Origin of the sequence: Nocardia pneumoniae NBRC 100136 (assembly GCF_000308755.1) — a bacterium.
Taxonomy (GTDB): domain Bacteria; phylum Actinomycetota; class Actinomycetes; order Mycobacteriales; family Mycobacteriaceae; genus Nocardia; species Nocardia pneumoniae.
This window is the reverse complement of sequence record NZ_BAGF01000152.1, coordinates 145,320-171,438: the sequence shown is the minus strand read 5'-3', so window position 1 is coordinate 171,438 and position 26,119 is coordinate 145,320. Positions and strand designations below refer to the sequence as shown.

Annotated in this window: 27 protein-coding genes; 12 read left to right on the top strand and 15 right to left on the bottom strand. The window is 68.5% G+C overall.

What is annotated here, in order from left to right:
- The 3 genes from ON34_RS32720 (at position 1) to ON34_RS32710 (ending at position 1,376) form a co-directional block, all read left to right on the top strand.
- Complete coding sequence (locus tag ON34_RS32720; RefSeq protein WP_040787165.1) at positions 1–411, top strand: RNHCP domain-containing protein; 411 nt, start codon at positions 1–3, stop codon at positions 409–411.
- A 205-nt stretch (positions 412–616) separates the two neighbouring features.
- On the top strand, positions 617–1,048 hold the full coding sequence (locus tag ON34_RS32715; RefSeq protein ID WP_040787162.1) for an SRPBCC domain-containing protein: 432 nt from the start codon (positions 617–619) through the stop codon (positions 1,046–1,048).
- Positions 1,035–1,376, top strand: a complete 342-nt coding sequence (locus ON34_RS32710; RefSeq protein WP_040787160.1) for an ArsR/SmtB family transcription factor — start codon at positions 1,035–1,037, stop codon at positions 1,374–1,376. The genes ON34_RS32715 and ON34_RS32710 overlap by 14 nt, the downstream gene beginning before the upstream one ends.
- 2 nt (positions 1,377–1,378) lie before the next feature.
- Here the strand turns inward: ON34_RS32710 and ON34_RS32705 are convergent, their stop codons facing one another.
- Positions 1,379–1,915, bottom strand: coding sequence for a maleylpyruvate isomerase family mycothiol-dependent enzyme (locus tag ON34_RS32705; RefSeq protein ID WP_245548307.1), 537 nt, complete (start codon positions 1,913–1,915; stop codon positions 1,379–1,381).
- Positions 1,916–2,020: 105 nt separating this feature from the next.
- On the opposite strand from ON34_RS32705, the gene ON34_RS32700 reads away from it, so the two are divergent.
- Positions 2,021–2,635 (top strand): TetR/AcrR family transcriptional regulator, encoded by a 615-nt coding sequence (locus tag ON34_RS32700; protein ID WP_040787458.1) that lies wholly within the window; start codon positions 2,021–2,023, stop codon positions 2,633–2,635.
- A 176-nt stretch (positions 2,636–2,811) separates the two neighbouring features.
- A complete protein-coding gene (locus tag ON34_RS32695) occupies positions 2,812–3,720 on the top strand; it encodes a tetratricopeptide repeat protein (RefSeq protein ID WP_040787157.1) in 909 nt (302 codons plus the stop codon).
- Between the two features lie 5 nt (positions 3,721–3,725).
- On the opposite strand, the gene ON34_RS36670 is transcribed toward ON34_RS32695, so the two are convergent.
- Both ON34_RS36670 and ON34_RS32685 read right to left on the bottom strand, forming a co-directional pair.
- Positions 3,726–4,712 carry a TrbL/VirB6 family protein gene (locus tag ON34_RS36670; protein ID WP_157172566.1) on the bottom strand — a complete coding sequence of 329 codons (987 nt, stop codon included), beginning with the start codon at positions 4,710–4,712 and terminating at the stop codon, positions 3,726–3,728.
- A gap of 274 nt (positions 4,713–4,986) precedes the next feature.
- The gene (locus ON34_RS32685; RefSeq protein ID WP_040787153.1) at positions 4,987–6,285 is read right to left on the bottom strand and encodes a YhgE/Pip domain-containing protein; all 1,299 of its coding nucleotides are present in this window, start codon (positions 6,283–6,285) and stop codon (positions 4,987–4,989) included.
- 65 nt (positions 6,286–6,350) lie between these two features.
- On the opposite strand from ON34_RS32685, the gene ON34_RS32680 reads away from it, so the two are divergent.
- Positions 6,351–6,947, top strand: coding sequence for a TetR/AcrR family transcriptional regulator (locus ON34_RS32680; protein WP_040787150.1), 597 nt, complete (start codon positions 6,351–6,353; stop codon positions 6,945–6,947).
- A gap of 184 nt (positions 6,948–7,131) precedes the next feature.
- On the opposite strand, the gene ON34_RS32675 is transcribed toward ON34_RS32680, so the two are convergent.
- Positions 7,132–7,716 carry a TetR/AcrR family transcriptional regulator gene (locus tag ON34_RS32675; protein ID WP_040787456.1) on the bottom strand — a complete coding sequence of 195 codons (585 nt, stop codon included), beginning with the start codon at positions 7,714–7,716 and terminating at the stop codon, positions 7,132–7,134.
- A gap of 63 nt (positions 7,717–7,779) precedes the next feature.
- Between ON34_RS32675 and ON34_RS32670 the strand changes: the two genes are divergently transcribed.
- Positions 7,780–8,640, top strand: coding sequence for an alpha/beta fold hydrolase (locus tag ON34_RS32670; RefSeq protein ID WP_040787147.1), 861 nt, complete (start codon positions 7,780–7,782; stop codon positions 8,638–8,640).
- Between the two features lie 130 nt (positions 8,641–8,770).
- Here ON34_RS32670 and ON34_RS32665 read toward each other — a convergent pair whose 3' ends face one another.
- Positions 8,771–11,023: a hypothetical protein gene (locus ON34_RS32665; RefSeq protein WP_245548306.1), complete on the bottom strand. Its 2,253-nt coding sequence runs from the start codon at positions 11,021–11,023 to the stop codon at positions 8,771–8,773.
- A gap of 151 nt (positions 11,024–11,174) precedes the next feature.
- Here ON34_RS32665 and ON34_RS32660 point away from each other — a divergent pair, with 151 nt between their 5' ends.
- Together ON34_RS32660 and ON34_RS32655 are read left to right on the top strand one after the other, a co-directional pair.
- The gene (locus tag ON34_RS32660) at positions 11,175–11,564 is read left to right on the top strand and encodes a MerR family transcriptional regulator (RefSeq protein WP_051023464.1); all 390 of its coding nucleotides are present in this window, start codon (positions 11,175–11,177) and stop codon (positions 11,562–11,564) included.
- A complete protein-coding gene (locus tag ON34_RS32655; RefSeq protein ID WP_040787453.1) occupies positions 11,561–12,421 on the top strand; it encodes a TIGR03619 family F420-dependent LLM class oxidoreductase in 861 nt (286 codons plus the stop codon). Before ON34_RS32660 ends, ON34_RS32655 begins: the two co-directional genes overlap by 4 nt.
- A gap of 18 nt (positions 12,422–12,439) precedes the next feature.
- On the opposite strand, the gene ON34_RS32650 is transcribed toward ON34_RS32655, so the two are convergent.
- Entirely contained in the window at positions 12,440–12,940 is a 501-nt protein-coding gene (locus ON34_RS32650) for a flavin reductase family protein (protein ID WP_040787140.1), read from the bottom strand.
- Between the two features lie 307 nt (positions 12,941–13,247).
- Here ON34_RS32650 and ON34_RS32645 point away from each other — a divergent pair, with 307 nt between their 5' ends.
- Positions 13,248–14,195 carry a pyridoxamine 5'-phosphate oxidase family protein gene (locus ON34_RS32645; RefSeq protein WP_040787137.1) on the top strand — a complete coding sequence of 316 codons (948 nt, stop codon included), beginning with the start codon at positions 13,248–13,250 and terminating at the stop codon, positions 14,193–14,195.
- 42 nt (positions 14,196–14,237) lie between these two features.
- Here ON34_RS32645 and ON34_RS32640 read toward each other — a convergent pair whose 3' ends face one another.
- The 7 genes from ON34_RS32640 to ON34_RS32610 form a co-directional block, all read right to left on the bottom strand.
- Entirely contained in the window at positions 14,238–15,467 is a 1,230-nt protein-coding gene (locus ON34_RS32640) for a cytochrome P450 family protein (protein ID WP_040787135.1), read from the bottom strand.
- Positions 15,468–15,476: 9 nt separating this feature from the next.
- A complete protein-coding gene (locus ON34_RS32635) occupies positions 15,477–16,736 on the bottom strand; it encodes a cytochrome P450 (RefSeq protein WP_040787133.1) in 1,260 nt (419 codons plus the stop codon).
- A gap of 201 nt (positions 16,737–16,937) precedes the next feature.
- Positions 16,938–18,236 (bottom strand): cytochrome P450, encoded by a 1,299-nt coding sequence (locus ON34_RS32630; protein WP_051023463.1) that lies wholly within the window; start codon positions 18,234–18,236, stop codon positions 16,938–16,940.
- Between the two features lie 290 nt (positions 18,237–18,526).
- Positions 18,527–19,132 (bottom strand): GTP-binding protein, encoded by a 606-nt coding sequence (locus ON34_RS32625; RefSeq protein WP_040787131.1) that lies wholly within the window; start codon positions 19,130–19,132, stop codon positions 18,527–18,529.
- Positions 19,107–19,457: a DUF742 domain-containing protein gene (locus tag ON34_RS32620; RefSeq protein WP_040787128.1), complete on the bottom strand. Its 351-nt coding sequence runs from the start codon at positions 19,455–19,457 to the stop codon at positions 19,107–19,109. The genes ON34_RS32625 and ON34_RS32620 overlap by 26 nt, the downstream gene beginning before the upstream one ends.
- Before the next feature lie 153 nt (positions 19,458–19,610).
- Positions 19,611–20,036 carry a roadblock/LC7 domain-containing protein gene (locus ON34_RS32615; RefSeq protein ID WP_040787126.1) on the bottom strand — a complete coding sequence of 142 codons (426 nt, stop codon included), beginning with the start codon at positions 20,034–20,036 and terminating at the stop codon, positions 19,611–19,613.
- The gene (locus ON34_RS32610; RefSeq protein ID WP_040787125.1) at positions 20,036–21,406 is read right to left on the bottom strand and encodes an ATP-binding protein; all 1,371 of its coding nucleotides are present in this window, start codon (positions 21,404–21,406) and stop codon (positions 20,036–20,038) included. Before ON34_RS32610 ends, ON34_RS32615 begins: the two co-directional genes overlap by 1 nt.
- 451 nt (positions 21,407–21,857) lie before the next feature.
- On the opposite strand from ON34_RS32610, the gene ON34_RS32605 reads away from it, so the two are divergent.
- Positions 21,858–22,289 (top strand): type II toxin-antitoxin system Rv0910 family toxin, encoded by a 432-nt coding sequence (locus tag ON34_RS32605; RefSeq protein WP_040787123.1) that lies wholly within the window; start codon positions 21,858–21,860, stop codon positions 22,287–22,289.
- Positions 22,290–22,697: 408 nt separating this feature from the next.
- Here the strand turns inward: ON34_RS32605 and ON34_RS32600 are convergent, their stop codons facing one another.
- Together ON34_RS32600 and dapA are read right to left on the bottom strand one after the other, a co-directional pair.
- Positions 22,698–24,236, bottom strand: a complete 1,539-nt coding sequence (locus tag ON34_RS32600; protein WP_040787122.1) for a DHA2 family efflux MFS transporter permease subunit — start codon at positions 24,234–24,236, stop codon at positions 22,698–22,700.
- Positions 24,233–25,168 carry a 4-hydroxy-tetrahydrodipicolinate synthase gene (gene dapA / locus ON34_RS32595; protein ID WP_051023462.1) on the bottom strand — a complete coding sequence of 312 codons (936 nt, stop codon included), beginning with the start codon at positions 25,166–25,168 and terminating at the stop codon, positions 24,233–24,235. Before dapA ends, ON34_RS32600 begins: the two co-directional genes overlap by 4 nt.
- A 70-nt stretch (positions 25,169–25,238) precedes the next feature.
- Here dapA and ON34_RS32590 point away from each other — a divergent pair, with 70 nt between their 5' ends.
- Complete coding sequence (locus ON34_RS32590) at positions 25,239–26,117, top strand: LysR family transcriptional regulator (protein WP_040787120.1); 879 nt, start codon at positions 25,239–25,241, stop codon at positions 26,115–26,117.
- The last annotated feature ends 2 nt before the right edge of the window (positions 26,118–26,119 follow it).

The following is a 26,119-nucleotide window of genomic DNA, read 5'->3' as shown; positions in this document are numbered from 1 at the left end:
ATGCCACGAAGGAAGCCAGAGGCACGTCGTCCCCAGCGCGCCAAGCACGTATTGCACGGGCGCGGAGGCGAATCCGGCGACATGTTCCGCTGCTTGGCGTGCCGCAGGGAGGTCCCTGTCGTCGCGCCGGGCACCGCGCACCGCAATCACTGTCCGCACTGCCTGGCCAGCAAGCACGTCGACCGGCGTGTACCGGGCGACCGGGCCGAGTCCTGCCGCGGCCGGATGGCCGCGGTGAGCATGTCGGCCCGGGACGACGGCGAATGGCTGCTGGTCCACCAGTGCCTGGCCTGCGGCTGCGTCCGGGCCAACCGCATCGCGGGCGACGACAACGCGGTGGCGCTGATGCGGATCGCGTTGCGCCCGCTGGCGGATCCGCGGATCGGCCGCCGGGTACTGCTCTCGCTGTGACCGACCGGTGAAACCCGCTCGGGCCGAGTCGTTCTCGGCCCGAGCGGCCATCTCGATCAGCTCGACCCGGCGTAGTGCTACGGACCGGTTCCAACCGGCCGCGGACGACATCGGCTCTACGCGCACACAGACACCTCTTGACGCAACCAACTGGTTGCAATACTGTCAGTGGCAACCGATTGGTTGCTATACACTGGAGGTTGTTATGGGATTCCCTGATCAGATCGTGCGGACAGTCGAGCTCGCCCACGCGCCCGCCAAGGTGTGGGCGGCGCTGACCACGACAGAGGGCCTCGGCACGTGGTTCGGTCATTCGGCGACGATCGACCTGCGTCCCGGTGGCGCCGCGCAGATGACCTGGAAGAACGGCCACAGCGCCGATATGCGGATCGAGCGGGTCGAGGAGCCGAACGTGTTCGGGTTCACCTGGCACATCTACGGATTGCCAGAAGACGACCCACGCCGCACGTACGTCGAATTCACGCTGGAACCGGTCGGCGCGGGGACCCGGCTCACAGTGACGGAAACGGGCTTCGCTCAACTGTCGGCCGACGACCACCGCAAGGCCTTCGACGGCAACACCGAGGGCTGGGCGAGCGAGCTGGGTGAACTGGTCGAATACCTTGACGCAGCCTGACATCGAGGCGGTCGCCGAGCAGGTCTTCGTCGCCCTGGCCGACCCCAGCCGCCGCGGCATCCTGGCCGCGTTGGCAGCCGGCGGCCCCGCTACCGCAACGGATCTGGCCGATCGCCTGCCGATCACGCGGCAGGCGATCGCCAAGCACCTCGCCCTGTTGGCGGACGCGGGCCTGGTGACCGCCGAACCCGGAGAACGACGCCGGATCCGCTACCGGCTGAACTCCGGCCCGATGCAAGTGGCGCAACAGTTTCTGGCCGCGCTCACCCGCGATTGGGACAGCCAGCTCGACGCATTGCGGAGACACCTCGACGAGCGTGGCAGGTAGTACTACTTCGGAACGTCCGCACCATGCCAGCGCGGGTCCCGGCCCAGGAGGGCCGCGATGTTGTCCATCGCGGACAGCGCTCGGTCCTCCGCAAGCGACGGATGGTAAACCCCGCCCGGACCATTGAGCCGGCTACCCGGGGCCGTGATCGACCGCGCGATCGGCAGCGCTGCCGCGGTGAGACGGTCCGGCACCGTGCAGGGCCGGCCGAGCGCACGCGCCAGGTCCCAGCGGTGCGTCAGCATGTCGACGAAGTGGACCGAGAGCACCAGATCGGTCGCCATCGCGCCGGCTTCGGGCAGATGCACGACATCGCCGGTCCGTTCCATCGCCACCACCCACCGGGCGGCGGTGCGGGCGAAGCCATCGCGTGGATCGTCGACATGGCCTTCGAGCGGCGCGAACACCGTCGCGATGACGGCCTCATGTCGTTCGTTCATGTGCTCGATCAGGTCCGCGACCGTCCAACCGGTACACGGCGTCGGCGCACCGAGGTCGACATCGGAGACGGTGGCCACATCGTGGCCGATCAGCGCCAAGGCCGTCGCGTCGAGCCGCAGTAGATCGCTCAAGGTTCCTCCATAAATTAACGTCCGGTCGTTCGCTATCAGGTTAGCGAACGACCGGACGTTATGATGGGCTTCGTGTCTCCACGCAGTTCACACGCCGAAGCGGCCCGCACCAAGGAACGGATCGTCCGGGTCGCCGTCGAGGACGCGTCGCGGATCGGTGTGGACGGCCTCACGATCGGCGCACTCGCCGACCGGCTCGGTATGAGCAAGGCCGGTGTCGTCGGCCCCTTCGGATCCCGCGAGAACCTGCAGCGCGCCGCGCTGGAACAGGCTGGACGAATCTTTCGCGCAGCCGTCATCGAACCACTCGCCGAGTTGCCACCGGGCGCTGGTCGCCTGGCACGGCTGATCGACATCTGGATCGAGTACCTGACCGAATGCCCTTTTCCTGGAGGGTGTTTCGTCACCGCGGCATCGACCGAACTGGATGGACGGCCGGGGCCCCTGCGCGACCGGCTGCGGACCGTGGTCACCGACTGGCGCATCTTCCTCACCGCCGAAGTCACTGCGGCGCAAGCTGAAACATCCGCCCTGCGTCGACCTGCCGAAGAAGTCGCCACCGTCCTCATCGGCATCTCCATGGCGGTGAACCAGGAGATCCAGTTGCTCGGCGATCGTTCCGCCGCCGACCGCGGAAGAGCCGCCATGCGCAACGCGGCCGGACTGCCCGCACCCACTGAGCTTTGACCAGGTGCGGTCCACTCGCCCTCTGCGGCCATGATGCCACCCGACTTTTTCGGCCATGTAACCGGTTGCTGGGGCGCGTTTTTCATCTTCGCATTCGTCGCTGAAACATCGGTAACGGGTCGAACTCGGGTGACGAACACCTAGTACGGGGTCAGCCGCAGGACAGGGGAAGCATCGTGCCGGATCCGCGCTATGAACATGCCAAGATGCTGCGGCGAGACGGGCGGGCGGCCGAGGCGAGCGCGGTGCTCGCCCAGCTGCTGGCCGATCGGCCCGGGGATATCGGCGCCCGCTACGCGCTGGCGGTGTGCCAGCTCGATCTCGGACGACGCCGCGAGGCGCGGGAGAGTCTGCTGCGGGTAGTGGACGCGCATCCCGGACACTATGCGGCCGAGTACCAGCTCGGCAGGATCCAGCAGGACGAGGGCGACCTCGCCGGTGCGGCCGCCAGATACCGGAAGGTACTGGCGGTGAACGACTTCGCCGACGCTGAGGCCCGGCTCCACCAGTGCGAGCGGGCGACGGCGGTGCCGCCGGTGCGGCGGATGATCGAGCAGTCCTTCGTCGCCGACAAGGGCAACGATCGCAAGAGTCTGCGGCTGCGCGGGCGGCACATCCTGCCGCTGAGGTCGGCGGGGATTCTCGTGCTGATGATCCTCGCGATACCGCTGCTCAGGCTGATCGATGTCGAGGGCGGGTTGCTGCTGGTCTACCCGATGTTCCTGCTCGCGCTCGGACTCGTTGCCAACATCCTCCTCTCCCCGCTCACCATCTTCATCCGGACCCGGATGTACACCGCTCAGCTCTACGACCATGGCATGGATGTGAGCACCGGCGTGCTGCGCCGCGTCAAGCAGTTCGTCTGGTACTACCAGATCACCGAACCACCGACATATGTCCGCAAGCCGCTGAACTACCTGACACATACTGCGTCACTGAGCGTGTCGTACAACGACACCGCGTCCACCACACGGCGCGTCGAGCTCCGCGGCATCGGGTCGCCCCGCGAAGTCGAAGAGGTGCGCGGCTTCCTGCAGTCGCGGATTCCGCCGGAGCGGCTGCCGATTCGCGGGCCGTGGACCTGACGGCCTCACATACCGGGCATCGGGCCGAACTCGGCCGGACCCCCGAATCCGCTGTCACCCGACGGCGAACCCGTGTGCTCGAAACCCTGGCCCGGTGCGCCGGTACCCGAGTGGAAGCCGTGGTCTCCGAGCGGATCGCCGAAGTCGAAGCCGAGGTGCGCCGGTTGGCCTGACGCGGGCGAACCGACAGCCTGGCCATGGGCTGGGCCACTCGCCAGCGGTGGCGCCGACTCCTTCTGGTGTTCGAAGTGGTTTTCGAAGGTCTTGACCGGCTTGTCTTCCGTGTTGATCGGCTGCCCGCCGGTGTGGACGGGGTTACGTATCTGGCCGTCCCACTGATGATCCGGCTGGCCGGAACCGGGAGTCGCGGCGGGCGGGCGCGGGTGACTTCCCGAGTGATGGTTGGTCGTGGACTGGTGGTGCGAAGAGTGGGCTCGGAATGCCTCGGCGGTCGCCTCGGGGACACTCCCGACCTGATAGACCGCTGTGTGCCCCGATGTCGTCGAACCCGCATGTCCGGCCGACGGCCCCACGTGTTCTGCGCCCCCGACGTGCCCGGCACTTCCCGCGTGACCAGCGACCCCGGCCTGCCCCGCGCTCACCGCATGCCCAGCACCGCCCGGAATCCCCGGGCCTCCCGCATGACCGGCACCTATCGCATGGCCGCTGTTCCCCACCGCCCCCGTGGAAGCGATTGGACCGGCCGTCGCATGTGGTACCGAAAACTCCTGCCCCGCCGCATGTGGCACCGCCGAAGGATGGTTCGACTGGTCACCTTTGCCGAAATGGTGCAGCGTATGCGGCCCAGGCGGCAGCGGGTCATGGTGTTTGAACTCCATGAGCTGCTTGTTCACGTCGTGATGCTCGGCCCCGAAATCCGCCCCCGGCAATGGGTCGCCGTGCTGCGGTATCGCCCCGGCATGAAAGTCCATGCCCGGCAACGTGTGCCCATGCTGCTGAGGCTGCGCGGGCTGCTGTGGCTGCGGGTTCATGGCGGCTCCTTGGATGGCGCTGTACGGGGCAAGGTGATAGTCGATGCCCGACGCTGTCGGCACAGTCGAGGCGGCGCGCTCGTCCGCGGATCCCCTGTCCACCACACTGATTCACCGATTCCATCGTGGGCGTCGGGCACGCCGTTAGCGATCGATATCGATGCGGGGAGCCGGAATCCGCCGAAGTACCGGCGTCGATCCGGTCGCAACCACCGAGCGACGCCAGCCTTGCCGAACCCGAGCCCCCCGCACCCGGCTCGGGCGGACAGCACAATTACCGAGCGATCGCGGGCGCGCCCATGACCACCGAGGTATCAATCGGGGAAGTGGCACGGTGCAGCCCGCGGCGGTCGTAGGCGTAGGTGACGCCCGCGCCGAGGAGCAGGCCCACGCCGAGGCCGAGCACCGTCATCCACAGCCCCTGGCCCAAACCGGCTTCGATATGCGCGTCGAAGAACAGGATGGCGCGCACCGCCAAGTAGATCTGGTGCATGGGTTCGAACGCGGCCAGTTTCGCGATGTAGGTGGGCGTCGCTTCCAGGGGGACCGTGGCCGCCGAGGACGGCAGGCCGAGAACGACGAACAGCACCAGGTTGACCATCAGTCCCGCGGTGCCGAAGGCGGCGAGGACGGCCAGCGCGGTCACGCCGACGGCGATGATGGCCAGGGTTCCGTACAGCCACAACAGCAGCGGACTGCCCAGCGGAACGTCCAATGTCGTTGCCACGGCGAGGAATATCCCGGACAGAATCGGCGCCGCGGTGGCGATGACCGCCCATTTCACCAGCAGGGTGCGGAAGCGGGAAATCCCGGTGGCCGGGGGATGCACGAACCACGGGCCGTATTCGGTGGGAGTGAAGCCGAGGACCGAATCGACCAGAGTGTGGATGATCATGGCGCCGGTGAAGCCCGCGAGCAGCAGGATCAAGGTGTAGAAGAACGCGACGAGGCCCTGCCCGGCGGATTCGTCCATGGGATGGTAGGGCGCGGTGACGATCTGCACCGGGTCGGTGAGCATCAGCCGGGCGGCGCCACTGGGCTCGGTCGGCGTGCCGGGACCCGCGGCGAGGGCGGCGTTCACCTGATCGGTCAGGTTCTTGCCGACCGTCTCGTCCACGCGGTTCAGCGCGCGGTCGGCGATACGCTGCATGATCCCGGTGGTGTAGGGGCCGACGCGGGGGTTGGTGTGGACCGTGATCACCGGGCGCTCGATCTCGCCGGGCACCACGGCGCCCGCGCCGAGGATGGCCAGCCGTTTGGTGAAATCGGACGGGATGACGATCGCGCCGTAGACCTCGCCCTCCCCCAACTGTTTGCGCGCCTCGGAGATGCCGACCACGCGCAGGTCGATCTTGTCCGGCGAGATGCCCGCGACAAGCGCGTCGGTGACCTGAGCGCCGATATTGGCGGGCTTGCCGTCGATCGTGTCGCCCACGTCCTGGTTGACCAGGGCCACCGGGAAGTCGTGCAGGTTCTTCTCGGTATTGCCGGAGTAGCCGAGGTACATGGTGGCGAGCAGCGCCGCGAAAACCATCAGCACCGCGATCGGGGCGGTGAAGGTCCGAACCGTCATGCGAGTCAATGTAGTCAGTGCCAACAAAGTAGGCAACGACTACATTTTGTTATCCTGCATACACCATGCCGATCAGCCCAGCCCGCCCCTACCATCACGGCGACCTGCGCGCCGAGCTGCTGCAGCGGGCCGAGGTGACGCTGCGCGAGTCCGGAGTCGACGGCCTGTCGCTGCGCGGGCTCGCCCGCGACATCGGTGTCAGCCATGCCGCCCCGACCAGGCATTTCAAGGACAAGCAGGCGTTGCTGGATGCCCTCGCGGTGTTCGGATTCGAACGCCTCGCCGCCGCCTTGCAGCAGACCACCACGGGCTCGCTCGACGGGCACGTCCGCGCGCTGGCCAAGATCTATCTCCGGTTCGCGACGGAGAACCCGGCGCTCGTCGCGCTGATGTTCGCCCGCAGGCACAGCCCAGCCGCGGGCGACGCGATGTCCCGGGCGGTGGACGCGGTCTTCGCCACACCGGTCGCGCTCATCGCCGAAGCGCAGACGCGGGGTGAGGTGATCGCGGGCGATCCGCGCCGCATCGCGCTGTCCGCGGTCGCCGTCCTGCAAGGCCTGGCCACCTTCGTCAACTCAGGCGTGATCGCCGCCGAGACCGCCGAAGAACTCTTGGACGAGACCACCACGCACATGATCGAGGGGCTGCGCCCACGTCCGTGAGGCCGCGCCACGGCGCTGGACCGATCGGCGAGCCTTCGAACTCGCGGCCCACCCGGCAAACCGCGGCTGGCCAACCTGAGCGGCCCGAGCCCTGCCGAGATAACGTTTGCGGCCACTGCGCAGGAACCGTCCCCTGAGACGGCGACCAGGGTGGCAGCGATCGGCCCGGTTCGCACCCCGCCCGTCAGCTGCGCACCCCCGCCAGCAGCTCGTCGATGCGAGCGCGCAGCGACCGGCCCGCGGCGCGTAGGGGTTCGGCCGAGCGGAGCGTGCGACTGAGGACGAAGGCGCCCTCGAGGGCGGCCAGAACGGCGAGGATGAAGTCGCGGGCGTCCGGAGCGGGCAGGCCGCGGCGGACGAAGTAGGCGGTGCCCTCGTCGATCCAGGAGCCGATGACCTCGGCGGCGACGTCGCGGAGGGCGGGTTCGCTGTCGGCGATCTCGCCCGCGACGGTCCCGACCGGGCACATGTTGATCCAGCCGGTCTCTTCGATCTGTTCGGCGGCGGCTTCGAAAGCGGCGGGGACGGCGTCGCGCAGGTCGTCGTGCGGGTCGAACAGCAGCGGGAGCAACTGGATGTAGGCGGCCCCGGACGTGCGCAGCGCCGCGGCGGCAACCTGTGGTTTCCCGCCGGGAAAGTGGTGGTAGAGCGAGCCCATCGGCGCGCGGGCGGCGACGGTGATCTGCTTGACGCTGGTTCCGGCGTAGCCCTGCGTGCGCATGAGCTCCGCCGTCGCGGTGACGAGACGTTCGGAGGTGCTGGTTGACATCTTCTCGGTCACCCCACCAGACTAGAGCAAGTACTCTAGAGCGATCGCTCGAACGGAGGCATCATGCCCACCATCGACCTTTCCGCAGGACCGGTGCACTATGTCGAACGCGGCGAAGGACCGCCCGTCGTCCTATTGCACGGCCTGCTGATGAACCACACGCTGTGGGACGAGGTACTCGACCTACTCCCCGGCGGCTTCCGGTACGTGCTGCCGGACCTCCCTCTCGGCGCGCACCCCATACCGCTGAAGCCGGGCGTCGACCTGAGCCTGCGCGGCCTGAACCACCTGGTCGCCGAGTTCCTCGCCGCACTGGATCTGCGCGAGGCGACCCTCGTGCACAGCGACTGGGGCGGCGCGCTGTTCCTCACCGCTTACGGGCTCGACGAACGCGTCGGCAGGCTGATCCTGCTGCCGTGCGAGGCCTTCGACAACTTCCCGCCCGGCCTGCCGGGTAGGATGGCGACCGTCGCGACCTCTCTGCCCGGCGGAATCTCCTTGGCCCTGCGGCAATTACGCGTGCCGTGGCTGCGTCGCTCACCACTGCTGTTCGGCTGGATGGCGCGCCGACCGCTGTCCGACGAGCTGGTGCGCGGCTGGACCGAACCCGGACTGCGGGACGCCCGCATCCGGCGCGACCTGCTCGCCTACACCAAATCGGGCCTGCGCAAGCGGGAGCTCATCGCCAATACCGAAGCGCTGCGGAACTTCTCGGGCGAGGCGTTGATCCTGTGGTCCTCGGCGGGCAAGGTGATGCCACGCGAGCACGGGCGGCGGCTCGCCGAACTCATCCCGCGGGCGCGGCTGGTGGAAATCGACAACGCCTACGTGCTTTCCATGCTCGACCAGCCCGCCGCGGTCGCCGAGGCGATGTCGGCGTTCCTCGTCGGACACCGCGCCACTCCGGGGCCGAACACGCGGTAGACGTTCATGGGCGGCATGAGGTTCCACCTGCGCCTCGCGCCGGAGCAGACAATTTTCGTCGGGCACCGCCATTGCGCGAACAGGCACGGCGACGGCCCCGGGCCGACCTCGACCGGCCGCCGAATCCGGCTCAGACTTTCGCGATGGCCAGTTCGGCTGGAGCCGAGGAGATCTCCGGGATCTCGGACAGCCCAGCGAACTCGTCCGGACCGCGCCGCCGCGTCCGGTAGTGGATACACTGGAGCAGGCCGATCCCGATGAGTCCGGCAACGGTTGTCGCGATGCCGAACCGGCTACCGGGCGGGCTCCAGTCGACGACCAACTCCGCGTTGTCGGTGCCCGCGGGGATGTCGACGGCAAGGAACACGCCGCCGATCATGTGGGCGGCCAGCTCCCGGCCGTTCAGCGTGACCCGGTGGCCGGGCCAGGCCAGCCGCGCGAACACGACGCGCCCGCCATCGGCCGAGCTCACCACGGCGCGGGCGGTGATGTCGTCCAGGGAACTGCTCGACACCGCGGTGACGCCCGCGGTGTGCGCGATCGGGCCGTTGCGCGTGGACCCCCGCCCATCGGCGCGTTCCAGCACCCAGATGTGCCGTTCGTGTCCGGGGTAGTCGGCCCATCGCCAGCCCGGGGGCGCGGGACGGTCGCGCGCGTCGGGGTACTGCACGCGATGCAGTACCACCCTGTCGACCTTCATCAGATCGACAATAGGTGCCCCCGTGAGTGTTTCGGTCGCGAAAGCGCGCCGGTAGGCGTCGGGACAGGTGCTGCCGTCCCAAGCCATACACAACATGCCCGCGAAAGCGGCGTGGCCGATGGGTGTGTAGGCGTTGACGTAGTCGAGCCCGACGGCCTTGGCGTAGTTGCCGATGGCCAGCGAGCCGTAGGCGCCCGCGAGGTTCCTGTCCTCGGGGCGCAGGGCGGCGCGGTCGGCCAGTTGCAGGGTGAGGCCGTCGAAATCGGGGAAGGCCGCACGCATCGCCGAGCGCCGTTCCGGGAAGTCGTAGGACATCGGCGTCGTCGGCGCCCCTCGCACCTGCTCGTAGGCGATGGGGAACATGGCGGCGATGGTCAGGGCGCACGCGGCGACGGTCCCGCGGTTGCGGGCCAGCCATACCGCGGCGGCGCCGAGCGCGCCGACCGCCAGCACCGCGACCACATGGCGCAGCACTAACTCCGGCGCGGCGGAAACCGACCGGACGAACAACAGCCCGACGAGCACCGCGGCGGCCGCGACGCGACGGCGCGAGGCGGCGAACGCGCCGTAACGACTGAGCAATACGCACACCAGCACGAGCAGGACGACGGCCAGCATCGGCAGGACCCGGGCGGGCCAGCGCAGCGGCCCGATGGCACCCGGCCCGGCCGTCCACATCAGCACCGCCGTCGCGAAGAAGGCCGGACCGCTGAACTCTCGCGCCGCGGCACGCGCGGCACGCCAGTCGACGAACGCGAGCGCCGGGATGAGGAACCAGGCGATGTAGACCATCGGCAGCGGCTGGACATGTCCCCACCATGCGGTGAACGCGGGCGTGGTGCTGGGCAGGCTGGCATTCAGCGACTCCGACCACGGCACGGTCAGGAAGGGATCGTTGTGGATCTGGACGCTGCCCCGCCAGGTCACCTGCGAGGACAGAATCCCGGACAGATTCGCGATCGCCGCCGTGAGCGCGGCGCACCCCGCCGCCAGGCACAGTCGCACCGTGGGCGCCCACCGGCGCTGATACACCACCTCACCGGCCGCGACCGCGGCGATGATCAGCGCGGATTCCACAGCTGGAAAGGCGTATTGGACGGTGAGCGTCAGATACAGGAAGACGAACAGCGGCAGCGGTCCACTCCGACCGCGGGCATACCGCACCGCCGAGGCCCAGGCGTGCACCATCCACGCGGTCGCGACATGCGGGGTGAACCAGCTGGCCTGATCGAAGAACAAGAACCAACCGCTCAGCGGGAACGCGATCCCCGCCACCGCCGCCCAGCGGGGACGGGCTCCGTAGGCGAGGCAGATGCGGAACACGCCGAGCGCGGCGATGATCGAGAAGACCAGCTTCACCGCCGTCGCGTAGGCTGCCAGATCGTCCATCGACGGTGCGAGCAGGTAGACCAGCAGCTGCGGCGGGTTGAACAGCGCCGCCTCTTCCAGGGTGTAGTTGCCCGCCATCCATTCGTGTGGCACGAGGGCCGGAAAAAGACCGTCGCGCAACAGCTCTCCGAGGCGGACCCACATCGGCGCGTACTGGGCCTCGGTGTCGTCGGTGTAGTAGTGCCTGGCGTCGCCCAGCAGCACCGCCGCGTACCCGGCGATCACTCCGATGACGGTGGCCGCACCCCAGACGTAGTGCTCTTTTCGCGCACCGGGCGCCGCGGCAGTTCTCACAAGGCGCGGAGTCTAGCGGCGACGAGTGAACACGTCACGACCGGTTCGCACGATTTGTCCGGGTTTTGTCGCCGGAACAAGGAATACGCGAACTTGCCTTGACGTCGACGAGAAGGTTTAGCGTTGCGGTGACCTGGGTGAAGGAGGATGGATGCGAATCGGCGAACTGGCGCAACGGGCGGGCACCAGCACACGCGCGCTGCGCTATTACGAGGAGCACGGCCTGGTACGGCCGCGCCGCGCCGCCAACGGATATCGCTCCTACGACGAGTCCGAGCTGCTGATCGTGGTGAAGATCCGCGCGTTGCTCGGAGCGGGTTTCGATCTCGACGACATCCGCCCGTTCGTCGCCTGCCTGCGGGCGGGCAACCCCTCCGGCGATGTCTGCCCGGACTCGGTCTCCACCTTGCGGCGCAAACTGTCCGAGGTCGATTCCTACATCGACCGCTTGGAGAGCGTTCGCCATCAACTGCGCGGCCAGCTCGCGGCGGCCTGCGAGTTCGACCGGATGGCGTTCGACCGGATCGAGGAGTGCCGGTGAAGTTCGCCGTCAGCTACAGCACTCCGTTCTTCGGCACGGACCCCGACCGGCTGATCGCCTATGCGCAGCACGCCGAACACTGCGGCTTCGAAGCCGTCTACCTGCCCGAGCACATCGCGTTGTATCCCGGCGCGACGGTCGGGCCGATGGAGATCACGCCGTCGGTGCCGTTCGCCGACCCGCTCGACGCGCTGAGCTTCGTGGCCGCCGCGACGGACCGGATCCTGCTCGGCACGGCGGTGCTGCTGCTGCCGTACCACCATCCGGTGGTGCTGGCCAAACGGCTGGCGACCATCGACGTGCTCTCCCGTGGCCGGATGCGCCTGCTGACGGTGGGGCTGGGCACTCTGCCCGGCGAGGCGAGCGCGGTGGGGGTCGACTTCGGCACTCGCGGCCGCCGGGCCGACGAGGCCATCGACGTGCTGCGCCTGCTGTGGTCGGGCGACGCGAACGGGGTGAGCTTCGAAGGTGAGTTCTTTCAGTTCGAGAACCTGTGCAGCTTCCCGAAACCCTATGCGAGCGAGCACCTGCCGATTCATGTCGGCGGATCCAGCCGGGCCGCCGCCCGGCGCGCCGGAGCCCGTGGCGACGGCTACTTCCCCGGCGGCGCGCTCGGTCCGGGTGAACGCGCCGTCCAGTTGGAGATCGCGCGCGCCGCGGCGGCGGACCGGGGCATCGACGCGTTCGAATACACGCGCTGGGGATCGCTCGACATGCCGGTCGAGCGCGTCGAAGGGCTGGCCGAGCAGGGCGTCACACGCATCGTGGTGAGCGCGAGCACCGGGGAGCCGCAGCAGGCGCGCGAGGAGTTGTCGGCCTTCGCCGACCGCTTCGGACTAGGGCGCGCACCGTCCTGACCTGCCGGGCGAACGGCCTCAGACCGCGTGTCCGGCGGGCAGGTCGGCCACCGCGTGATAGTGCATCGTCTCGGCCCCGCGGCGCGGCACGGCGCCGTCCTCCGGTTCCAGCAGTATGCCCACGTGGTCGCCGAAGTCGTAGCGGTCCCGGATGTGGGCAGTGAACCAGCTGGGCACCGTGCTGATCACCGGCACGCCGCCGGGACCGGGGGTCCAGTCGCAGTGCACGAACTTGTCGATGTCGTCGCCGGTCTCACCGCCGAACAGCCGGGCAAGCGACAGCTGCTCGCTGCCGAGCACGTGCACCGCCAGCCGCTCGGCGCGCTGGGCGACCCGGTAGGTGTGGTTGCGTTTGGACAGGCCGACCAGGAACCGGCGCGGCTCGATGCTCACCTGCGTCGCGAAGCCGACGAGGCATCCCGCGCGCCGCCCCTCGGCCTGGACGGTGACCAGCAGCACGGGATAGTCCGCCGCCGCGACCACCGCGTCGAACACAGCGGTCCGGTCTTCGGTAGCCATCGGTCCTCCCAGCGTGATGCGACGTCTTCCCCGGATGCCCGCGCGATTGTCGGGCAAACCTTCCGGGCTGGGCACCGCCCACCCTACAACTGTGGCGGCAAATCGTCTGGGACGGTGACGCCAAGCCGGGGTGCGGTACCCATGCGACGGCTGCGTAGGTCAGCGCTTTCTGATCTACGTTCCGTGGATGATAGTCCACCGCAACGACTTCCGCGCCTACACTGAAAACGCGGAGTGGCGATTGCCACATTGCGTGTGCACCTGCGCTTACAGGTACAAACGGATGCGGCGCCGGTAAACTCCGGCCATGGCAGTCACCTGGCCGGACGAGGTGGACGAGGTGCTCGGCGGCGACCTGACCTGCGCGGTGGCGTACGTGACGCCCGCGGGCGGCGCGGTGGTGTCCGCGGTGGCGCCGATCGGGCTGCGTGACCGGGCGGCGGGCACGGTCGGGTTCACGACGTCGCTGGGGTTCGGGCGCAAGCTCGAGCGCATGAAACGGGACCCGAAGGTGGCGCTGGCGTACCACGCTCGCGAGCACGGTGTCGGCGACCTGGACAACCCGCGATTCGTGCTGGTGCAGGGCACGGCGAGCTTCGATCCGACACCGGACCAGGACACGCTCGACCGCGTCGGCGAGCAGTCGGCGCCCTATCTGGGCCCACCGCGGCGCGGCGTGTTCTGGGATCGATGGCTGCGCGCGTACTACGCCGACCGTGTGCTGGTGACGGTGACGGTCGAGCGGATCGTCGTGTGGCCGGATCTCGACGCCGCGGGCGCGCCCGAGATCTTCGGCGCCGCATTGCCGTCCGCCGAGCCCGGCCCGCAGCATCCGCCCGCGAAGGGCACCGGCGCGCGCGTGGATGTCGCGAAGACCGTGGCGCGGGTGGCGAAGCTGCCGCACCGGCTGCTCGGCTACCGGCAGGCCGACGGCTATCCCACGGTTGTTCCGGTGCGGGTAGCCGGATCCAGCGGCGGCGGCGTCCATCTCATCGTCCCGGCGGGCCTGCCGCAGGGCGGGCGCCGCGCCGGACTGCTGGCGCACGCCTATCGTTCGCAGCTGATCGGCTTGGAATCACGGCAGTACACCGGCTGGCTAGAGGTCTCCGACTCGGCGGCGGTATACGCGCCGCACACCGCCGCCGGTTTCACAGCGCCGCCGAACAAGACGATTCTGTTGCTGGCCAACGGGTTTCTTGCGCGCCGCGGACTCGCCCGCGCGCGTAAGTCCGGCAGAGCCGAGGCCGTGCGCTGACGTGCCCGGGCTGATCCGCGGGCACGTCGGCGGCAGCCGGGGTCAGTCCGCGGGCTCCAGGTAGACCGGGAGCTTCGCGTGGCCGTTGGAGATGAAACTGGAGACGGTGCCGAGGTCGGCCGGGTCGGCGGCCAGCCGCATCTTCGGGAAACGCTGGAAGATGCCGGGCAGGGCGATCTCGGCTTCCAGCCGGGCCAGCGGCGCGCCCAGGCAGTGATGCACCCCGTAGCCGAAGGCCAAGTGATCCTTGGTGGGCCTGCGCACGTCGAAGTCGTCGGCGGTCGCGCCGTGCACCTTCGGATCACGGTTGGCCGCGGCGTACGACGCCAGAATCGGTTCGCCCTTGGCGATCCGGATGCCGTCGATCTCGATGTCGTCGGCGGCGAAACGCAGCGGCAGATGCGCCACCGGCGCCTCGAAGCGCAGCGCCTCCTCGATCAGGTCGGTCCAGGCCGCAGCGCCGCCGGTCACCTGGGCGCGCTGCTCCTCGCGGGTCAGCAGCGCGAAGATGGCCTGGTCGAGCAGGTTCACCGTGGTCTCGTGCCCCGCGCTGATGACGAGCAGCAGCGTGTCGATCAACTCCTGTTCGGTCAGCTGCGAACCGTCGTCCTCGTCGCGGTGCGAGATCAGCAGGCTGGTCATGTCGTCACCGGGCGTCTCGCGCCGGTAGACGACCAGCTCCCCCAGGATCCGGTACATCTCCAGGTAATTGGCCTGGGACTCCTCCGGGCCGAGCGAGGTGTCGAAGATGCCGTCGACGCACTTGCGCAGACCGGCGTTCAGGTCTTCCGGAACACCCATCAGCGCGCTGATCACCTGGATCGGCAGCGGATAGGCGAAGCCCTCGCGCAGGTCCACCGCTTCGCCCGCGGGGGTCGCGGCGAGCTCGGCGAGCAGGTTCGCGGTGATCTCCTCGATCAGCGGATGCATCGCCTGGGTGCGGCGGTGGGTGAACGCGGGCGCGACCAGTTTGCGCAGCCTGCGATGATCGGCGCCGTACGCGGTGAACATGTTGTTCACCGCCACCCACAGGAACAGCGGCCAGTCCTGCGGTATCTCCCCGTTGATGAACGCCGGCCAGTGCTGCCTGGCGTCTTTCGACACCCGCGGGTCGGCCAGCAGGCGCTTGAGCAGGTCGGCGTCGGTCACCGACCACGCACGCACGCCGCCGGGCAGTTCCACCAGGGCGACCGGTCCACGCGCGCGGATTCGAGCGGACTCGCCCTGGATATCGGTGCCCGCCGGGTCGAGTACTAGGGGCTGTGTGTCCATCGGGTCTCCTTAAAGCACTGTCAAGGGAGGGGATTTCGGGAAGACGACGGGTAGGGACACCAGGGCGCGGTGGAACGGACCGGGCCGCCAGGTCAATTGGTCCGGCGCGACGGCCAAACTCAGCTCGGGCAGTGCGTCGAGGAGTTGATCAATGGCGTCCTGCACCACCAGGTAGGCCGCCGACCGGGCAGGGCAGGCATGCGGTCCGACGCTCCAGGCCAGATGCGCGCGGCTGGCGGTGCGGTCGCCGACACCGATCGCCGGGTCGTTGTTGCAGCCGGTCATGCTGATCACCACCGGTTGGTGCGCGGGCAGCCACACGCCGTCGATGAGGATCGGCTGCTTCGGATAGCTGACGCAATAGTTCGCCATCGGCGGGTCGTTGAACAAGACCTCGTCGAGGGCGTCGCGCGTCGAAAGGGCCCCGCCGAGAAAGTCTCCGGCGAACCGGTCGTCGGTGAGCATCAGCCGCAGGGTGTTGACGATCAGGTTCTGCATCGGCTCGATGCCCGCGCCGTACAAGGTGACCAGCTGGTGGATCATCTCCACGTCGTCCAGGCCGGCGGGGTGCCGCAGCAGCCGCGAGGTGACGTCGTCACCCGGCTCTTTCCGCTTCATCTGCACCAGCTCGAACAGCGCGTCGGTGAGCATGGCGTTGCCCTTGTCGGCGTTGACGCCTTCGAAGATGGCGGCCATGCCGGTCGCGACCTGCTGCCCGATATCCGGCGGGCAGCCGAGCATGGAATTCAGCACCGCGAACGTGAGCGGGAAGGCGTACTGGCTGATCAGATCCGCGGCGCCGTCCTGGCAGAAGGCGTTGATCAGCGGGATGGCGATCCCCTCGACCGTGCTGTGCAGGGCGTGCAGATCGATCTCCGCGATGCTCGCCACGTTCGCCTGCCGATAGCGCAGGTGTTCCAGGCCCGCGCTGCGCAACGCGTTCGGCCGCCACTCCAGCATTGGCAGGATCGGGCACTCGCCGGGAATGCCCTTCTGCCAGGTGCGCGGGTCGGCCGGGAAGTGCTCGGGGTCGTTGAGGATGCGCAGCGCCGTGTGGTAGCCGATCACCAAGGTGGCGGGCACATCCGGCGCCAGCTCGACCGGAACGAGCGGACCGTACGTGCGGCGCATTTCGCGGTAGGCGCGATGGGGATCCGCGGCGTACTCCTCCGAGTACAGCGGGTAGCGGGGCCCATCGGTGTCGATCGGCGAACCGTGCTGGACAGGGCAACCGCGCGGGGCGGGCGGCGGGAATTGAGGCGTGGTCACGAAGGTAACTCCAGAAACGAACAGACAGCCGGCGACCGCGGTGGAGCATGCGGGCACGCGCTCCGGTCACGGACGCCGACTCGGTACAGGCGTATCGGGTTGCCAGGTCGATCGGCGCGTACGTCGATGTACGCGCCCCTGGGCGGTTGTCTCCCTTCTGAATCGGTATGCGGCGATCCCTCTCTGGCGAGCGGATCGCGACTATGACGCCGACGGTCCTCGGGGACCGTCCGGGAATACGTTCAACGGAGGAGATGCCGGGAAGACGACCGGGAGCGCGGCCAGCGCCCGTTGGAACGGACCCGGCCGCCAGACCAGTTCCTCGGCCGCGACCGCGAGCCGCATCTCGGGCAGGGCATCGAGCAACTGGTCGATGGCGTCCTGGACGATCAGATAGGCCACCGACCTGGCCGGGCAGGCGTGCGGACCGACACTCCAGGCGAGGTGCGCTCGGTTGTCGGTGTACGCACCGGTGTTGATCTGGGGGTCGTTGTTGCATGCGGTCATGCTGACGACCACCGGCTGGTGTGCGGGCAGCCAGACACCGTCGATCAGAATCGGCTGCCGCGGGAAGGTGACGCAGTAGTTGGACAGCGGCGGATCGGTGAACAGCACCTCGTCCAGCGCGTCGCGGGTGGAGAGGCTGCCACCGAGAATGCCGCCCGCGAATCGCTGATCGGTGAGCATCAGCCGCAGGGTGTTGATGATCAGGTTCTTCGTGGGCTCGATACCGGCGCCGTACACGCACAGCACCTGGTGGATCATCTCGTCGTCGTTGAGCCCGGCCGGGTGCCGCAGCAGCCCGGTGGCGATGTCGTCGCCGGGCTGGGATCGCTTGAGCGCGACCAGGTCCGCCATCGCCGAGGCGAACATCGCGTTACCCTGCTCGGCCTCGATGCCTTCGAACATCGCGGCCAAGCCCATCGCCGCCCGCTGCCCGATGTCCGGCGGGCAACCGAGCATGGCGTTGATCACCGCGAAGGCCAGCGGGAACGCGTACTGCGCGACCAGGTCGGCCGAACCATCCCCGCAGAAGGTGTTGATCAGCGGAACAGCGATCTGCTCGACCGTGGCGCGCAGACCGAACAGGTCGATCTCTTCGATGCCCGCGACGGTGGCCTGCCGGTAGCGGGTGTGCTCCGCCCCGGTGGTGCGGATCGCGGCCGGACGCCACTCCAGCATCGGCAGAACCGGGCAGTCACTGGGCACCGTCGACTGCCAGACCCGCGAATCGGCCGGAAAATGGTCGGGATCGTTCAGGATTCGCAGCGCGGTGTGATAGCCGACGACCAGCGTCGCCGGTACGCCCGGCGCCAGTTCCACCGGCACCAGCGGCCCGTACCTGCTGCGCATCTCGCGGTAGGCGCGGTGCGGGTCCGCGGCGAATTCCTCCGAGTACAGCGCGACGCGCGGGCCGTCGGTGTCGATCGGCGAACCGTGCTTGACAGGGCAGCCGTTCGCGGCGGCCGAAGTGTGCGGCGAGAACTGTGGCGTGGTCAAAAACGTGACTCCAAAACGGGGACAGAACGTTCGACGAGCATGGTCGATAGCGCGCGGCACGTGCCTCGGTCACGTGCGTCGAGATGGTCGATGCGGGCCCGGCGGATCGCGGCGTCGTACCGAATTCGCTTCGCGCACAGCATATCTCGTACCAAACCGGCAATGCGGGCGGAGACGGCGGTTCCTGCCGCGCCCGTGCCCGCGTCGCCTAGCGGTCTACGCTTTCGGTCTCGCCGGACGGCCACCCGCCGCCGACCGGGTGGTGCGCGTGGACGCGGACTCGGGCGTGGTCAAAGACGAGACTCCAAACGGTGGAACAGGAATTCGACGAGCGTGATCAGCGAACGCAGGCAGGTGCCACGGTCACGCGCGTCCAGTGACGTCAGCGGTGTGCCTGGTTCCAGGTCGAGGGCATCGCGCACCTCCTCGAGCGGGTACTGCCGCGCGCCTTCGAACTGGTTGACCGCCACCGAATACGGGACACCGCGTTCTTCGAGCACCGACAGCACCTCGTCGGACTTCTCGATACGGCGGGTGTCGACCAGCACCAGCGCACCGAGGGCACCTCGGGCCAGCTCCTCCCACAGGGGGACGAAACGCTGCTGGCCCGGCGTGCCGAACAGGTAGAGCGCGAGTTTGGGACTGAGGGTGATGCGGCCGAAGTCCATCGCGACGGTCGTCTGCGACTTGCCGGGCAGCCCGGCCATGTCGTCGACGCCGACACTGGCTTGGGTGATGGTCTCCTCCGTGCGCAGCGGCTTGATCTCCGAGACACTGCTCACGAACGTGGTCTTGCCGACACCGAAGTTGCCCGCGACCAACAGTTTCACCGAGCGCGTCACGGTCTCGGGCACGTAGTCGACGGCGCGATCAGACGGCGAGAGCACGGAGCCCATTGAGTACCTCCTCCAGCAGAGCGATCTCCGGCAGGGACTCGGCCGGGGTGGGGGTGACCAGATATCCGCCGTCCATGAGGTCGGCCGCGACGATCTTGACGACGGATGGCGGCAGGTCGAGGTACGCGGCGATCTCGGCGATCGACAGCGCACCCCGACGGCTGCACAGGGCCATGACCCGGCGCGCGTCGGGCGACGCGCCGGGGAGTGGATCTTTGGCGGTCAGGACCAAAGTGACCAGGTCCAGCTCGCGAGTAGGACGGGTGCGTCCTCCGGTGCGCACGTAAGCCCGGACCAGGTCCGGATCGCGCCGTGGCTTGCTCATGACTGCACCTCGCCGGCGCTCGGCTCCGTCATGCGCAAGTGCGCGCTGTGTCCTCGGTTCACTCGCTGACGCTCGCTCACGACGGTACCTCGCCGTCACTCCGGTCCGTACTGCCCAGCGGCGCGGTGCCTGTGACTCGCTCGCCGCGCTCGATCATGACATTTCGCCGCCGTCTACGCGCCTGCGCGGCTGGCTGCCCAACTCGCGTCCGACCCGGCCGGCCAGCTCGTTCATCCGGTGCGCGATGAGGGCCACATCGATGTCGTTGGTGGTCGCGACGCCCAGCAGAGCGCCCTCCCCCGCGGCGGTGATGAGGATCATGCCCTGGTCGTATTCGGTCATGTTCTGCCGCACACCGTTGGTGGCGTCACCGCAGAACTCGCCCAGCGCCTTGCCGAGCGAGCGCAGGCCGGAGGCGGCTGCGGCGAAGCGTTCTGCCTCATCGCGGGTGATCCCCGTGGAGTGCGCGATCCGCAGGCCGTCCTCGGACAGCAATACCGCGAATCTGACCCCGGAGACGCTGAGATCTTCGAGTAGCCAGCCCAGTTTGTTGCTGCTGTCGGTCACGGGTGTGGCCATCAGGATGTCATCCCTTCCGTGTCATCGGATGCGGCGGCGCGGCCGCTCTTGGAACCCGTCTGCCAAGCTGCGGCGATCTCGGGGCGAGCGAGACCGGGTTCGGTGCGCGGCCCGACCGGGGCCAGCGCGACCGTTCGACGGCGTCGCTTCGGTAGGCCGCCACTGGTGATCTCGTGCACCGAAGGCGACAGCTCGTCCTCAGCGGACCGCTCGCTCGGCGCGTCCGGAGCCGGAACCGTGACCGGGTCGGGTTGTGCCTCCGTCACGGGCGCGACCTCCTGGACGTTCTGCGGGGTGACCAGCAGCGACTCCGGGATGTAGACCATCGCGCGCATACCGCCGTAGACGTTCGGGCCGTCGATGTAGACGGTGAAGCCGTAGCGGCGCGCCAGCGCGGCGATACCCGGGAAGCCGACTTTCGGCGACGGACCGAGCTGGTGGATGTCGACCGGCCGCTCGTGCGCGAGCACCTGGCGGGCCTCCTCCATCTGCTCGGCGTTCATCCGCACACCCGCGTCATCGATGATCACGGTGACGCCGTGGTGGCCCTCCTGGAAGCTGACGTCCACGTGGGAGGTCGGCGGGGAATAGCGCAACGCGTTGTCGAGCAGAGTCGCCAGCGTGTGCACCAGCGGTTCCACCGCACGGCTGATCACCACGCGATCGAGCTGCGCCGGCCGCACCCGCAGGTACTCGCGGACGCGGCCGATGGCGCCGCCGATCACGTCGGTCAGCGTCTGCGCGGGCCAGCGACGGCCGGGCAGGCCACCACAGACGATCACGTAGGACTGCGCCTGTCGGATCATCTGCTGCACGGTGTGGTCGATACGGGTAAGGGTTTCGTACACCTGGTCATCGCGGTGCTCGCGCAGCGCGGCGCTGACCACCTGGCTGACGTCGGCGCCGAGGCTGACCACGGAGGTACCGAACGAGCGGACCGCGGCGCTGGACGCCTGGCGCGACGCGGCGGCGACCTCGTTGCGCGCGGCCTCTTCGGCGGCTTTGATCGCCTGCTGCGCTTCGGCGTTGGTCTGTTCCCTGGTCTCCGAGCGCATCAGGCTCAGATCGTCGGCGTACCGCTCGGAGATCCAGCGCAGGCATTGCGCCAGTCGCGAATTCTCCATGCCCGCCTGGACTTCGACCGGCGGCACCTGCGACTCGAACCGGCGGATCGACTCGGCCACCGCGGGTAGCGTGGTGGCGGCGAACCGCTCCAGCGTGTCCTCCGTCGCGCGCTGTTCCCTGGTCAGAGCCTCGACTTTTGCCCGCTGAGCCTTGGCATACTGCACTGCGTACAACGCCCCCGCTACGGCGATCACCACAGCGACGGCGAGGATCCATGAAAGCACCACGGCGATATCTTGATTCATCAGTTCTTTCGTCGTTGACTGGTCTCGAGGAATCGGCCCTCTGCCATCCTGCTTCGCTCGCCTTCCCTCGCCTGCCGACCATGGACGGACCGGTCGGTTGGGTCCGCGTCGGAGCACCGGAGCCCCGCGTCGACACCGGCGCTCGCTCGAGCGCCTACCGCACAGTGCCCACGGGACAGGCGATTACAGGTGAATCGCCGACCGCCCGAATCGTGTCCGAACGGTTACCAGAACCCGACCATTCGCACATTAGCAGCATTCCAACGAAGTCTCGCCCGATCCTGCCGACACTTTTCGGATTCTCCGAACTGGGACTATAGGTGCCGCTGATCGCGACGTAGATGCGCAATAATGTTGGGCTGCCGTGCAACTCGATCACCGCCCAGGAAGCCACCGGCAGAACGCGCGTTCATCGACCAGGCGGACCACCGGTACCGGATACCATGCGCCCATGGCAAAGCTGAAGGTCTCGGTCGACGTCCCGATCTCGCCCGCGCAGGCCTGGTCGCACACGTCCGACCTCGCCGAACTCGACAAGTGGCTGACCATGCACGAAGCGTGGCGCGGCGAGGTTCCCACCGAATTGACCGTCGGCACGAAGCTGGTCGGCATCGCCTTCGTCAAGGGCCTGCGCAACCGGGTGACCTGGACCGTGCGCGCCGCCGAACCGCCACATCGACTGCGGCTGACCGGCGCGGGCAAGGGCGGCACCAAACTGGGCCTGCAACTGCTCGTCACCCCGAAGGGCTCGGGTTCGGAGGTCACCGTCGACATCGAACTCGGCGGCCCGCCGCTGTTCGGCCCGATCGGCGCGGGTGTCGCCCGCGCCGTCAAAGGGGATATCCAACGATCCCTCGACCGTTTCATCGCCCTTTACACCTGACAACTATTCATCGAATTTTGTTATAACAAACCGGTATTGCCGGTCCATTCCCGGCGGAGCATGGACCCTCCAGGGTGATCACACGCTCAGCGCGTCGACGACCTCCTCGGCCCGATCTCGTCTGCGGTACATGTCCCATGCGAGGATGCGGACGTCGTCAACCTGGTGTGGCGCTGTCGCTGCTCGGTGAAACCAGCGGCACGCCGTCATGGCGGCGCTGCCTGGATATCGTGCTCGACGGTCTCCGCAACCACTGACCGGGAAAGGGCGTGCCACCAGCGGGACCTTCGAATGTCCGATACTCGCGCTACACGGCGCAGAACCCCGTCGCCCGCCGCTCCGGCCCGGCCCATCTCCCGCGAAGTCCCGAGATCGCCTGGCGACCAAGCGATCTCGGGACAGAGAGTGCTACGCGTGTACCGCGGTCGCCGCCTCGGCGACCTCGGGATTCGTCGGCTTGGTCCGCGGCAGGAAGAACGCGGGGATCAAGGTGAGCACGATCAGCACCAGCGCCACCACATAGGTGTGGCTGAACGCCTGCGCCGCCTGCTGGAGACCGGTCTCCACCGCACCCGGCGGAAGCTTGCCCGCCAGCGTGGGATCGAAGTTCGCCGCGATCGCCGGGCGGGCGAGCGGCTCGTTGTTCAGCAGGTTGGTCAGCACCACCGACATCGTCGCCGTGCCGATGGAACCGGCGGTCTGGTTGACGATGTTCATCAGCGTCGAGCCGCGGGCCACCTGCTGGTGGGTCAGGGTCTGGATGGCCGCGGTCATGATCGGCATCATCGTGCAGCCCATGCCAAGACCCATCACGAACAGGGCGGCGATCATCGGCACGTAGGAGCTGTCCGCGTCGAGCTGGACGAAGTAGGCCGTCCCGATCGAGATCAGCGTGATGCCGACGAGCACGATCTTGCCGGGGCCGATCTTGTCCACCAGGCGACCGGCGACCGGCATGGTGAGCATCGCGCCGAAGCCCTGCGGCGCGATCAGCAGACCGGCTTGCAGCGCCGATTCACCGCGCACCTGCTGCAGATAGGTCGGCAGCAGCAGACCGGCGCCGAAGAACGCGATCGCGAACAGCACCATGGTGAGCACCGCGAAGGTCAGCGCGCGGTTGCCGAACAGGTGCAGATCGATCAGCGGGTGCTCGGTGCGCAGCGCGTGGAACACGAACGCGACCATCAGCAGCACGCCGATGGCGGCGGGAATCAGCACCTTCGCCGCGATGACCGTCCCCTCCCCGGGGATGGAGGAGACGCCGAACAGGAACAGCGCGAGACCGGGCGAGGCCAACAGCATGCCGAGGAAGTCGAACGACTCCGACGGCTCCGGCTTGTCCCCGGGGAACACGATGACCGCCAGCACCAGCGCGACCACGCCGATCGGCAGGTTGATCAGGAAGATCCAGTGCCAGCTGAAGTTCTCGATCAGCCAGCCGCCCAGGATCGGGCCGCCGATCGGGCCGAGCAGCATCGGCACGCCGAGCACCGCCATCACGCGGCCGACCCGCTGCGGACCCGCCGCGTGCGTCATGATCGTCATGCCCAGCGGCATCAGCATGCCGCCGCCGATGCCCTGGATCACCCGGAACGCGATGAGCGACTCGATGTTCCACGCCGTGCTGCACAGCACCGAGCCGAGCACGAAGAAGGTCAGCGCCATGATGTAGAGCCGCTTGGTGCCGAACCGGTCGGCCGCCCACCCGGTCAGCGGAATCACGGTGGCCAACGCGAGGGTGTAGCCGGTCATCGTCCACGCCGCGATGGCGTAGCTGGTGTCGAACTCGCGCTGGAAGGTCGGGATCGCGACGCTGACGACGGTGATGTCGAGAATCGACATGATCGCGCCGAGCACGACCACGCCCGCGACCTTGAAGACGGCCGCGTCCAGCTTGTCGGCCGTCGGGCCGGGCCCGGCCGCCTGTGTATCCGGAGGTTGTGTCACCGCTTCAGCGTGGCACCTTCACGCCGTTCGCACCAGCGAATCGCGGTTCCTCGTTCCGAGAATTCCGCAATCGCCGTCAACGCCGCTCGCGTCGCCCCGTCGCTGGCAGGTAGCAGGGGCAATCGGACCGCCGGACTCGGAATGCGGCCCTGCGCCGCGAGCACCGCTTTGATGACCGCCGGATTGGGTTCGGCGAATAGCGCGGCCGACAAGGGCGCCAGCTGGTGGCCGAGCAGCCGGGCCGCCTCGATCGGTCCGGCGCGCCATGCCTCGACCAGGGCGGCGAACGAGGAGGTGTGCACGGCCGCCGAGGCCGCGATCGCGCCGGACGCGCCGAGAGCGAGCAGCGGCGCCGCGAAGCGGTCATCGCCCGCCAGCACCGCGAAGCCTGCCGGGCGCGCGCTCATCAGCGCGATGGTGGGGTCGTCGATGGCGCCGACGGCGTGCTTGAGGCCGATCACGTTCGGCAGATCGGCGAGCTCGAGCAGGGTGTCCGCGCTGAGCGGAAGACCGGTCCGGTAGGGGACGTGGTAGACGATCAATGGCACCGGGCTGGCGGCGGCGAGTCTGCGGAAATGTTCGACCACCCCGGCTTCGGAGGGCCGGGTGTAGTACGGGACCACGGTGAGCGCGGCGGTGCTGTCCGGGTCGAGCCGCGCCAGAGCCTCGACCGAGCCGGTCGTGGAGTTCGATCCCGCGCCGACGATCAGCGGCGCATCGTGCTCCCGGCACACCCGCGCGCAGATGGCGATCACTTGCGCGCGTTCGGAATCGGTCAGCGTCGAAGGTTCCCCGGTGGTTCCGAGCGCGACGATCCCGGTCGCGCCGTCGCGGAGCACCTCGTGAGCGAGTCGTTCCAGAGCGTCGGCGGCGAGCGCGTCATCGGCGGTGAACGGCGTGATCAACGGAACGAAAAGACCTGCGAGCGTCATGCCACCAGCCTGACCGCAGCAATGCATCAGAACCAGTTCACGTTGCTATCGCAGAACTTAAGCTGAGCTGATGCTCGATGTCCGGAAGCTGCGCCTGCTGCGGGAACTCGCGCACCGGGAGACCATCGCGGCGGTCGCCGAGGCGCTCGCCTACACACCGTCCGCCGTCTCGCAGCAACTCGCCGCGCTGGAACGTGAGGCGGGCGTGCCATTGCTGGCGCGTACCGGCCGACGGGTGACGCTGACCCCGGCGGCCCTGGCCCTGGTCGAGCACACGGAGACGATTCTCGCGGTACTCGAGCAGGCCACCGCCGAGCTGGCCACGGCCAACACCGAGTTGACCGGAACGCTGCGCATCGGAGCGTTCCCCACCGCGGTGCGGACCTTCCTCTCTTCCGCGCTCGTCGCCCTGAGCACCGCGCATCCCCGGCTGGAACTGCGGGTGACCGAACTGGATCCGGCGCTGGCGCCCGACGCGCTGCGCGCCGAGACGCTGGATGTGGCGCTGGTACAGGAGTACGACTACGTGCCGGTCGCCGCCGACCCCGCGCTGCACAGCGAGCCGTTGTTCGAAGAGGTCGTCTATCTCGCCGCACGCGGCACGCAGCCGCTCGCGGCGCACCGCGAAAGCCCTTGGATCGCAAGCACTCCCGGCACGCTGTGCCACACGATGACCGTGCGAGCCTGCGAGGCGGCCGGGTTCACACCCCGCATCCGTCACCATGCCGACGACTTCGGCACCGTGCTCGCGCTCGTCGCCGCGGGACAGGGTGTCGCGTTGGTCCCGGAACTCGGTGCGCGGGAATGTCCGGCCGACGTCGTACTCAGCGCGCTGCCGACGCGTCGACGGACCCGCCTGGCCTATCGACGCGGCACCGGCAACCATCCCGCGGTGCGCGCCGCACGCGTAGCGCTACGCGAATCGGCGGGACATTCCTCCGACCGCTGAGC